9 protein-coding genes are annotated in these 11,759 nt (G+C 42.4%); 4 read left to right on the top strand and 5 right to left on the bottom strand.

All coding sequences use genetic code 11. The features are described 5' to 3' along the window. Positions 1-513: 513 nt before the first annotated feature. From BMW93_RS01280 to BMW93_RS01270, 3 genes are all read left to right on the top strand, one after another. Positions 514-5,163 carry an ATP-binding protein gene (locus BMW93_RS01280; RefSeq protein ID WP_090373388.1) on the top strand — a complete coding sequence of 1,550 codons (4,650 nt, stop codon included), beginning with the start codon at positions 514-516 and terminating at the stop codon, positions 5,161-5,163. Between the two features lie 369 nt (positions 5,164-5,532). Then, positions 5,533-6,261 carry a DUF6088 family protein gene (locus tag BMW93_RS01275; protein ID WP_090373387.1) on the top strand — a complete coding sequence of 243 codons (729 nt, stop codon included), beginning with the start codon at positions 5,533-5,535 and terminating at the stop codon, positions 6,259-6,261. Further along, entirely contained in the window at positions 6,258-7,238 is a 981-nt protein-coding gene (locus tag BMW93_RS01270) for a nucleotidyl transferase AbiEii/AbiGii toxin family protein (protein WP_090373386.1), read from the top strand. The genes BMW93_RS01275 and BMW93_RS01270 overlap by 4 nt, the downstream gene beginning before the upstream one ends. Positions 7,239-7,683: 445 nt before the next feature. On the opposite strand, the gene BMW93_RS01265 is transcribed toward BMW93_RS01270, so the two are convergent. The 5 genes from BMW93_RS01265 to BMW93_RS36180 all read right to left on the bottom strand — a co-directional run bounded on the left by BMW93_RS01265 (position 7,684) and on the right by BMW93_RS36180 (position 10,795). Beyond that, a complete protein-coding gene (locus tag BMW93_RS01265) occupies positions 7,684-8,670 on the bottom strand; it encodes a type II toxin-antitoxin system HipA family toxin (RefSeq protein ID WP_090373385.1) in 987 nt (328 codons plus the stop codon). Next, positions 8,667-8,999: a HipA N-terminal domain-containing protein gene (locus BMW93_RS01260; RefSeq protein ID WP_090373384.1), complete on the bottom strand. Its 333-nt coding sequence runs from the start codon at positions 8,997-8,999 to the stop codon at positions 8,667-8,669. Before BMW93_RS01260 ends, BMW93_RS01265 begins: the two co-directional genes overlap by 4 nt. Before the next feature lie 2 nt (positions 9,000-9,001). After that, a complete protein-coding gene (locus tag BMW93_RS01255) occupies positions 9,002-9,205 on the bottom strand; it encodes a helix-turn-helix transcriptional regulator (RefSeq protein ID WP_090373383.1) in 204 nt (67 codons plus the stop codon). A gap of 409 nt (positions 9,206-9,614) precedes the next feature. Beyond that, positions 9,615-10,172, bottom strand: coding sequence for an antirestriction protein ArdA (locus BMW93_RS01250; RefSeq protein WP_090373382.1), 558 nt, complete (start codon positions 10,170-10,172; stop codon positions 9,615-9,617). Between the two features lie 377 nt (positions 10,173-10,549). Next, on the bottom strand, positions 10,550-10,795 hold the full coding sequence (locus tag BMW93_RS36180) for a helix-turn-helix domain-containing protein (RefSeq protein ID WP_090373381.1): 246 nt from the start codon (positions 10,793-10,795) through the stop codon (positions 10,550-10,552). A gap of 172 nt (positions 10,796-10,967) precedes the next feature. On the opposite strand from BMW93_RS36180, the gene BMW93_RS01240 reads away from it, so the two are divergent. Further along, a complete protein-coding gene (locus BMW93_RS01240; protein WP_143061568.1) occupies positions 10,968-11,759 on the top strand; it encodes an RNA polymerase sigma factor in 792 nt (263 codons plus the stop codon).

Raw genomic sequence — 11,759 nt, 5'->3', positions numbered from 1 at the left:
TGCGTATTAAAACCTGACCTGTTTGTGATCGTGATCAGATGCTGTTCCAGGACGACCTTTCTCAATTTTTCAATTCGCCTTGTTTTTGATCTTATGTTGCACTGGTTAGCAAAACACGACCAGCAAAGTTTCCGAAATAACAATTATCGCTGGTACAGCGAGCCATCCAACGCATTGATATTTTCGAATCCGGGCAACGTTTAACAGGGGCTCGCGGCGGCCACAACGGAATATTCCAGAGTTGGTATTTGGGATATTGCCCCCGACTATCAGGTCAAGACATCGATGCAGCGTATCAGCGACCGCAGAACACAAGTTAATTGGCGACTCGTAAAGTAAGAGGAATTGAAGTTTACGCGATTTTATAATCCACTTCGTCTATCGCCCAATTCTCAAAATAGTAAATTTCAAAGTTTCTTTTTTTTTATATTTATGATATAACTATCAGTAAATGAGTGTTGTTTGTGCTTTGATAATAAAATTCCTCCTCTACAACAACCAACAGTAGAATATATGACTGCTGATAAATTTTCTCAAAAGCAGACCGAGCGAAAATCGGACGAGTTTGACTATGCTACTAACTCCCAGATAAAAAAGATATACCTCCAGATTCCGGGTGGCTACAAGTACCGACATCAATCTTTGAAAGGAAGTGAAGATGGTTTTTTGGGGAGGAGGCAGATAATCGACTCGTTTACGGACATACTCAAAAGTCAAACTCGAAAGGGTGTATATCTTGTTACGGGATATAGAGGCATGGGAAAAACTAGCTTCGTGAAACAGGTGCTTGCAAAACTTGGTGATTCTAAGGTAATCGAAAGAGCACCTGGTAAACAACACATCGAAGAAACAGTTAAAATCAAAACATTCTTCATAAGCCTTGCTCAATCCCAGCTAAAAGATATCGACATCTTAAAGCACATTGTCAACCAGTTGTTATCCAGTTTAGAGGATACCCCGCAATATAGAATAGCGCGATGGTCTAGCCTGGGAAACGTTTTCGGCTGGTTGTGGCCACTCATAACCATTCTATTGATAAGTATAAATTTTTATCTAGTTCACTCCGTCCCCGGTGATGATTCTAAGACGGTAATTGAAAACCTCGTTGGAATAGCTACGCTTGCAGCAATTCTTGCAATGTTTCTCCACAAGCTTATATCTTGGATAAATTCTAAGCTGACAGCGATTGTCAGGTCAATGCGGATCTGGGTGGTTGTATCCGCGCTTTTCTGGTCTGTTCTAGCAATTATTTTTGTATTAACGTATATTCCTGAACTTTTCCTGAATCTCGATTGGGTTTTTGAATCATATGAACATTTTGGCATACCAGAGCTAAATCCGATATTATCTATCCAAGCACTTGCTGTCGTAGTAACATCAGCTGGATTAATTATGGCATCAATCAAATATATATCGACAATTGAAAAATGTGTTAACACAAAGATACCAATTTCTAGATTACATGAACGCCTTAAAATCCTGCATGATCGTTGTAATGCGCAAGTAACCAAGGAGGATCAATTGCAGGATAGTTTTGCAATGTCTATGTCATCTCTTTTTAACAAACATCAGAAGGTTTATCCAATCGCAAATCCGCGGGAAATAGAAAATGAACTAATTGACATTATTGGCAACTTAAAGGAATATTACCAATATATTTTTGTATTTGACGAATTGGATAAGGTTGATCCGGACTTTGAAAATGTAGAATCGCTGTCGGAGCAAAATGCTGGAAAAGTGACTTTTTTGAATGATTTGCGAGAGAGAAGATATTTAATTACCAGCATTTTGGCTTCTCTGAAATACTTTATTAATGAAGCAGAAGCAAAATTTATTTTTATCGCTGGTCGAGAAATGTTTGAGGCGGCCTTGGCTGACATATCAGATCGGCAATCTTCTATTAGTAGTATCTTTCACAAAGTCATATATGTCGATAGTTTCTTAAAAGATCGAACCGGTGTAGAAAACCAGGTGTCGGCAATTGGCGGATTGGTCGAGGATTTTCTTAACAGTATCCTGCTGAGCGGATGCCCTAAGGGAAGGGATTTTTTTTCGCAATACTATAAGATTTTGACTGAGGGTATAGTAGAAAACCACGAGGATGAAGAAATTGTAAATAACGTGCATTTGCCGGCGCTTACAAAACAGCAGGCAAGAAAGGTGATCTTCACGCTTCAAAACTTTGTTGGATACCTGGTATATCGTAGCAATGGCTCGCCGAAGAAAATTACAAAGATACTTGAAGAATATATATGTGAGATGGACTGCAATAGCAGTTTGACTGAGTCGGGTAAGTCAATTTTAGTGAATATATTTCCTCCTGAACAAAATACCCACTATCTGTCTTTCTCCTATTTGGACCAATATAGACTAGGCTATACGGCGTATTTATTCCAGCCGTTTCTTACGATAAATAGTTCATTTATGAAAAGATATAGCGATAACACTCTCGTGTCAATCTCTTATCTCATTGATAACCTTATCAAATTTCATCCATTTGCTTTTTCTGCTCAGAATCTTGAGTTGCTTCCGGAAATTCTTGCCACTAGCAGAACTCCTGTGTCAAGGCCATTTTTGGAGGAATTGGTTTCATTTTTGGCGCAAAACCATATTCGGCGTACGGAATCTGGGCTTTATGAGTATAAGTTTCATGATCGTACACATAATGAGATTACCTATATCTCTAAGTTGTTTGAAGACGAAGCAGCTGCATTTAATTTTACGCTGGACGAGACTTTTTCGATAAAAGCACATTTGCAGGCGAAGATTCGTCATTTACGATTAGTGCACTCGTCTTCAAATAATCAGGGGCCTGTTGTCTCGATTGTATTTTTAAACCGTTTGTTAGGCGATGCGAGGTTTCAAGACGAGGAATACCAAGATGCGATTATATCTTACCAGGACGCATTACACATGCTGAATCCAAGCGGACTTTTATATGCTAATCAAATAACTAGTTTTATGCTTCTTAAGCTTAAACTAGGGCTAACCTATGAGAAGATTAAGGCGTACGAATTTGCTCTTGGGCACTATGCTGGAGTTATTGAGGAAGGCTCAAAGATATTACTTTCTAGTTCACAAAAGCACGAAATAATATATCGTGAACTGATGCTAATAATGATGCAGGCATTTTTGGCTACCTTGTATCTTCAAGAGAAATTACAAGAAGGAATAACATTTCAAAAGATCAAGCATAATGTAGATCGATTTGTCCGTTTGCTGAGAAAATTTAAGCACGATTACGAAAATCGAGACATCCTCATGGCCTCTTACTTCGGTGGCATTGGTACCGCTTTGTATTTCAAAAATATGGTATTACCACAAAAAATTAACGAAGTGTGGATGAATTCGATTAAACATCCTTCCGTCCAAAATATGAAGTTGGCAATTGATGCTATAACGACGTGCTTTTCTATCCATATTCCCATCCCTGTGGTCGAGGAAAGTGAAAGGGAGTTACGTGCTTTCATGGATCGATCTACTTCTAATTCTGATGCGCGAATTTCTATTGCGGCTTACATATATTACAAGATCTCTTTTCGTACGCTTCTAGGAAGCAGTAATAATAGTATTTCTGATTTACTTGGAGAGTGTCCTAAGCTCATTTCGCCCAGGATTGGCGAAAATGTGACATACAGAAGCCTTCAACATACTCGTCGATTGAATAGTTTTGGGCACATTCTTGCAAAGATTGGAGATTTTCTTCTACCTGTATTAAGCTCCGACGGTATAGATGTTAGTGAGGCACTTGGATGCTTCTACTTTGTCAACAGTGAGTCGGAGCTCCGGAAAAATCAGATTTTCGAGTCGCGCGCTCGGCTTTTCAAAAGCTATTTCCAGAATAGGAAGAGTGTTAATGGAGATTGGGGCGAAAAAATTCATCCGAGGTTTTTAATTCATCTTTATTATCTATCTGCCTTGTTCTATCTAGAAGGTGGTGACAGATCTAATGCGGTTTTCCAAATGCGCAAAATTCTCTTTGTGCTCCGTTCAGTTAGACTAACGAGCGTCGGTGTTGAGGTATATGAGGCGCTTCGTTGCCTAGAATTTAATTTGATAAGGAGAATACTTGAATTGTCGAGCCTAATGAGTCATTCATCTGACAGACCACAGCTCGGGAAGTACAAGGACTATTTTGACATACATACAAGTCGGACTCCTCATGAATTTTCAAATGAATTGTATGGAAGCCTGTCTAATAACCCCGACACGAAAGAAACTATTTTGGCTTATGCAATTTTGAGGATGAAGTATTTCAAGTTCTCACGCCCTAAGTCATCTGACTCTTTGGAGGAACAATTTCGGTCTATTCCAGAACATAAATTGTTGTCGCCATACAACAGCATGAGCCATCAGATTACTAGATTGATGGAGCTTGATTTGCACACAAGGTGTAATCGAATGTTGATGGACTCGTACCTGGCGAAGACAATTCGTCTTGGATATTATTTTGAAATGGAAGGAAAAGATCGAAATATTCCATTTCGTCTATTCGGAAGAAAGTCACACTGGGAGAACTACTACTTCCATGACTGTAAGTTATATGATGTAAAGCGAGGTTCGTTCTTTCCTGTTGGTCCAAAAAAAGACAGTGTCAGAAGAATTGAAGGTCTTAAAAAGTCCTTTGAAGAATGTGCCGACAAGGAAGTTTGGTTTGATGAATATGTAGGCTTGGTTCTTAACTCAATTTTTAATCTTATCCAAATGAAACGTATTGTAAATACGTTTGGTCATAACTATATATTAAGCTATTCGTTCTTTGCTAAAATTCATATGGACCTAGGATCTTGGTTAAAGCATTTGCATTTATGTCGCATCATTGAACCAACAGAGCGTCGGGGAAACTTGGATAAGCGACTAATTGATCTAATTGGTTTTCAAGACAGCATTGGGCTGGACGCGTTGACAGAGTATCAAATGGCTGCTCAGTACTATTACTTCGCGTTACAAATGCATAAGGAGGGTACTATTTACAGAAACCGAATGAATAACCTTATTTACTTAGAGGACGACTTCAACGACAACCTCTATCACTTCGGGGCCGGATTAGAGCGCCTCCAAATTAATTCAGAGGCTATTCGTCGTAAAATTGGTTACTTGAAAGCGGATCTACATAAGGCGAATATGTATAAGTATACAACTTTCATCGGAGACAGCCGTTGACGATCTGTTGGCTGCGTCAGAGGTTGTCGGGGAGTTTTGAGTTGGCTTGTGTCCGGCTTGCGCTTTTAATGGTGGGGTATGGTCGCTTATATAATGCACTGGCAGTGAAGGGACTGGTATGTGAACAAAATTGGATCCGACGGCGTTTGGAGGGGCTAGACGTTCTTGAATAGGATCAGAAGTCAGTTAAGCCTTTTGGGGTGAGAAGTTCCAGGACGCGATATCTATGATAATAAGGTTGCGGTGGAAAGGGATTTTAGCTGGTTTTTCCAAGCATGGTTAATTTAGCGCGATTATCTATCCGAAGAAATGTCAAGTTTTTTGATCAAAAAACTTGACATTTTGGTTCCGATCTGATACATTCGTAGTATGGCTAATCTATCTAAGACTATACAGCAACAGATTCAGGGCATACAGGAAGATACCAGCTTTGGGTATGGAGAGCTAACCATACCTGCACAACAGTACCCGTCAGCGGCGAAGGTGCTTGAACGATTGCAACAGAAAGGCCTGATTAGAAAACTGTCCAAAGGTATCTTCTATAAACCAAAAACGACGGTCTTTGGCGAAAAGCGTCCTGGTGAGGAACAGGTGCTCAAATCCTATTTGTACCGTGAGGGACAAAGGATCGCCTACATCACGGGAACTTATCTTTATAACCAAATGGGACTGACGACCCAGATTCCAGCCATTATCCAGATAGCCAGCCGTGAAAGGCGGATTTTTGTCAACCGGGGCACTGTACGTGCGACGGCAGTCAAAAGTTATGTGGACGTCACCGAAGACAATTATCAACTACTTGAGCTGCTGGATGCTTTAAAGGATTTGAAAGATATTCCCAATGTCGATATGCAAGCGGCGATCGGGATTATAAAAAGCCAGATCCAGCAGTTAACCGAAAGCAGGTTGAAAGAGATTGTTGGATACGCATTGAAATACCCGCCGCGTGTCCGCGCTTTACTTGGAGCAGTTTTGTCTCCCGAAGGGAAGACAGCCATTGCAAAGGCTTTAAAGGAAAGCCTCAATCCTTTGACCGTTTTCAAATTGGGAATTAACGATACATTGTTGCCTTTGGCTGCGGAATGGAACATTCAATGAGACTGCATGAAAATAAGGAACTGTTTCGCGATGCGATAACCTTTACGGCTCAGTACAGTGGCCTACCCGAGATTTATATTGAAAAAGATTACTGGGTCACATTCGCACTCCGGCGTATCTTCGAAGGGCCTTCTGCGAAATATACGGTTTTCAAAGGCGGTACGGCGCTTTCCAAGTGTTTTACCTATATCAACAGGTTCAGTGAAGACATCGATCTGGTCGTTGTGAGGGATGTCGGTATGTCTGCCAACCGTTTAAAGGACCGCTTGAAGCAAATCAGTAATGCTGTTTCGGAGCTTATCCCGGAAGTAGAAGCACCGGGTATTACCAACAAGAGGGGAATGATCCGTAAAACGGTGCATTCGTATTCTAAAGTTTTTGACGGAAATTTTGGGCAGGTACGGGACACGATCATCCTGGAAACGAGTTGGCTCGGATCATCGGAACCTGCATCCCAGGGACAAGTTGCTTCATTTATCTATGAGATGATGATGTCGCGCGGACAGGCCGATTTAGCGGCAGAGTACGGGCTCCTGCCTTTTGAGGTGTCAGTACTGGCTGCGGAACGAACCTTGTGCGAGAAGATTATGAGCCTTGTCCGCTTCTCATACACTGAAAACCCGGTAAGGGATTTGCGTAGCAAAATCCGGCATGTTTATGACCTTCACCAGATGCTGGCCCAGGATGACCTTTCCGGATTTTTCAATTCGCCGGATTTTGTGCAGATGATACATAAGGTCGCGCGGGACGATCAACAAAGTTTCCGAAACAATAGTGACTGGCTTTATATCCATCCTTCGCAGGCATTGGTCTTTTCTGATCTGGATCGGATTTGGCCGGACCTTGTAGCAGCCTACAATGGAGCGTTCCGAACTTTGGTTTTCGGACCGCTGCCGCCCGACCATCGGATCAGGCTGTCGATGAAGCGTATCATCGACCGTATTGCACAGGTCGTGTGGCAAATCAACAGGGCATGAGCGTCAAGGTTGATTTAACTGTTATGCCTGTTAATTCATAGAGATGATTTTTTAATGAAAGGAGGGCGATGTGGCTACTTTGCTTTCGCCTCTGTTATTTTTGGCACTTTTATCGACGAGCAAACGACCCAACGCGTCGCAAATCGGGTTGTCGTTAGGACTACGATATCGGATCCGGATAGGCCCTCCACTTAGTAACAACTTCCGTAGAAACGAACAGTCAGATCCGCTTCGCAGCGAAGCGAGGGATTTGAACGATTGACTTAACGGATTGAAAACCAGCAAGACCTCTATCTTGTAGAAATCCCTTCCATGATGCACGGAGAACTCAAAATTCTGATAGATCTATGTGGTGTTATATATTCATTGTTAGTCATTTGAATATGTTGAATATTTGCTTCTTACATTGAGATTGGGTCGCGGATGCTAGACATAGGTGGCTATTTCAAACCTTGGCGAGCCTCTTTAGCCTGGTCTGATATGCCTGGAGATAATTTCTTTTAGAACGATCATTCAAGAATGAAGCATTGACCAAGCTTTCGACCTTTTCCGAATTTGAAAGCATCTTGTTGAAGATGGATGCAATCGATTTTGTATTCAAGCCTGCTTGCTCTCCAAGTGTATGGAATCGTCTGGCAATATTCCCATTTGATAGTTGGGCGGGCAAGAGCCCATCTTCCAGTGCAAAGTCGGAATCATTTACATGAAGGCGGCTGTTAAGAAGATCGTATGCGGGGCTCAGCCTAAAATCGCCCATGCCGGTTTCAATTATCGAGAAGTTCTTGAAATGGGCATCGCCATTTGAAAATAGATAATTGAACATGATTAGTTGAAATAGTTTAGGCGATTCTAATCCATAGATTGGAAGATATTTCTTCATTACGTTGAAGAGGTCCAGATAGTTACCCAGATACTTGTAATGTTCCCCGTGGGTCTGAGGACTTCTGTTGGCCAAAGCCGCGAAATCCTCTACCGCCTGCTTTTTATTTCCGTCATGTACATCAAAGCGCTTGGTCAGATATGCGGGTTTACCGTTTTCAAAGAAAATAAGTGCATTGTCTGCCGTATCAATGCCATAAACCTGGCGGGCTATTTGCATCGTCAAATGTTCATTGGCTGGCATTTGATCTGGATTACTCCCGATGGTGGGTATCGGTTTAAGGATGTGCGTTCCCTGCTCGCCCTCTCCAACCAATCTCAACTTACTCTTGACCTGAATTATGGAAAATTTTTCTTGGACGCCGGAAATTGACACTCGCCTTTGGCTCTGCAAGAACGCTATGTTAGCAAGGCCCCCGGAAGCTGGCGAGTCATACGGTAATACATGTGATACTTTCGCGCCATTGAACATTCTTTTCAGGCATTGCCTGCTGTAAGTATCATAGCCTTCGGCTAATGTACCCGGACAGTATTTGATAATGGGTATATTCATGCCGAGTCGTTTGTCCGTTTGACTGTGACAGCTCCAATTGCGTCGTATTGCGCAACGTTCAGTAAAAGCCCAAAATAGTCGTCCTCGTCAATTTTCAGGGACCGGCAGATAACATGCTTATTGACGCCCTCCGGCAACATATTGGCAAAGAAAGGAAAAAGAGTTTTAGCGTTATACACCTTGGCTGATTTCGGCAAAGTGAGGCTAACAGGAGGTTTCTGGCTGTTTGTTATCCAGGTATCTTCGTAGGTGAAGCTAAACGAACCGTCGTTATGCTGGATTAGCTTGCCAGCAACTTCGCCTTTGTACATAATTTCCGCCTCCCTCATAGCTATTGATCCATCGATTTGATTTGCAGAACAAGCTGCATTCCCAGTACATCGGCAACTTTCTCTAATGTGATGATGGTAGGATTTCCCTTTCCACTTTCCAGCTGTTTCAATGTTCTCAATCCAACACCTGACATGTCGGCGAGCGTTTCCTGGGTTATATCAAGAAGTTTTCTTCGTTCCTTCAGTATGCTACCAAGATGCATTGCCCTTCCCGTTTGTAAAACCTATTATTCAAATATACGTTAAAACGTGCATTAAAGCGCTCTTTTCGATGTTAAAAATTGTTATTGACTGATAAAGGATAGTGAAAGTGCACTATGTCGCACTTTTGAAAAAATACTTGCTAGCCTTTCTGGGCGGGTTTTACCAGAGGTGGGAAATTGAAATAGAAGAATATTCGCATTCTATAACTGACGCTACTTTTCGAAGAAATCGTCATGCAATACATTTCAAATTGATCCATCTGTGTTCATAAAATTTCCGAATGAAGCGGGCCAGACTCTGTTTGCAATTCGCGAACAGAAAACTCAACTATAAGACATCTTGCATAAAATGATCTAGTGATTGAGTGCGACAACTTGACATCATCAGTTATCGCACTCAATCTCTTAATCAATAATCTGCAAAAACATGACCTTCATATTCGCTGTATCCATCTAAAAACAAGTCTCTTGCGAAGGCTTCGTAGTCAAAATACCGCTCGAGCGACTGGGGCACGCCTGAGAGCAGGCCAGTCTCTTCTATATACTGGTAAGCGTATTCGAGCGTCGCATCTTTCATCGAGCCGCCAAAGAATCCGCGGTAGCTTTCCCAGAAACTTTCAAGTTGGTCTTCCAGCTCATAGCGATTGTTTGGCCAATAGTTGATCTGTTTGCAATAAATCTCGAATGCTTCGGCAGTCTCATGGTCCATTTCACCGATGGCCTCGAAATATGTAAATGCCTCTTTATGTAGGCTGCATTCTGATATCAAAAAATCCGGGATGTTCTCCCAATCTTGGAACATCAGCTCTGGATCCAGTTCATTTCGATGAAATTCGTAGCAATCTTGCAGGAATTCTTTGAGATCAGCGAAGTCCGTCAGGTCAAACCACTTACCAAACAGCGACCCATTGTTGTACTGGCTGTAGGTTCCAACATAGATTTTAGGAGTACTTTCAAGATTTCTCATGAATGAAAGGCATTTAAGTTGCTTAGGCCCCGGCTCTGTGCTCAGGGCAATCGCTGCCTATCGATCAAAGAAAAAATGACGGGGCTTGTCCCTTGGTCGCAAGCCTATCCGGCGGTTTAGGGTGCGGCTGGCTGCCGAGCGATCAGCTAAAAAGCCGGATAACGGAGTGCAGGCTTGCAACCGTCATTTTTTGCTTTGTAACTTTCGTTTGCACTGATCACGATCTTGCTGATGTCCTTCGGGTGGCCAGCGACTTAGCCCCGTCTCCAGCTTTGACCATATGTAAGCTATATGTTTGCAGCAGTCCCAATATGGATTTGTAGGAGCGACTGAAAGTGCCAAGTCGATTTGCAATTTATGACCCGAACACAATCCGATTATTGTAACGTCTTTTCAGGTAAGAAGTCCCTGGGAGAGAGATTGAAATACTGGGCCAACTTATCAATGTGTTTGAGATTGTATTTAGCCCGATGATTGGTGCTTTCCGCATTACTGATGAATGCTTTTGTAGTTCCAAGAATACTGGCAATATCCTCTTGAAGCAAATTATTAGTCACACGTAGTTCCCTGACGTAGTCGATTACGTACTGTTCTATTCTGCCAATGTTGTCTTGGTCCTTCATGCTTGGGACTAAGTACGGGAAGCGTAAAAATTTTCAGTACACACATGTGTGTCTTTTGGTAACTTTCGATATATTTGTTTTAACAATCGTTCGCATAACGTGTGCAGATGAATGATTGTCGGCACTCATAGAGCTGCTATTTTCTTTTGTTGCCCAAGTTATCGTAAATGCTATGGCACTTCATGAACTCTCCAAGACGTCCGCACGCAACGAGCAATACCTGCTGCTTTTCCGCAACGGTAACGAGCGAGCACTTGATTATTTTTACAAACGCACCTATGACAGCCTGCTCTACATTGGTAGAGGTTTGGTCAATGACGAGTTCCTAGTAAGCTGCATTCTACACGAATGTTATCTTAAAGTTTGGGCACACCGCGATAAGATTGAAAGCCTCCCTCACGCATACCGGTTTATTCGCCTCAACCTTCGTTGGCAGGTGTTAAAGCAAGTGCAAAAACCGGCATACCAGATATACCGGAAAATGACTGAAATAGACCATCTCGAACCTTCCCTGGGCGAAAAGCCAGATCTGGATAGCTACTTCGAGGACGGCACCGAAGGGAAAAGGTGGAATGAAATCTCGAAAGCGATCACATTTCTGCCCAAACAGCGCCAGCTGATAGCCAGCCTTCATTTCCAAGATGGGCATAGCGCGCGCGAGGTAGCGAAAAGAATAGGAGCGAATACGCTACATGTGACCAGCGAAATCCAAAAGGCCATAGAGGAGCTTAAAAGGATGGTAGCGCCCCGCGCGACTGTGCCTATAAGGCAAGCAAAGCAGCCGCACCCTTACGATCATATACTGAGTAGTGAGCAGGCTGCGGTGTTTGAGCTGAGGCAAGACCAAAAGAAGTCGTTCGCCGACATAGCATCAATTTTAGGCTACCCGCAAACCCAGGTACAACAGCACTATATCAAGGCATACCAACTCGTCAAAAATCACTGGAAACAAAATGGCAGATAG

Source organism: Dyadobacter sp. SG02, from assembly GCF_900109045.1.
Lineage (GTDB): Bacteria > Bacteroidota > Bacteroidia > Cytophagales > Spirosomataceae > Dyadobacter.
This window is presented reverse-complemented; position numbering and strand designations above follow the sequence as displayed.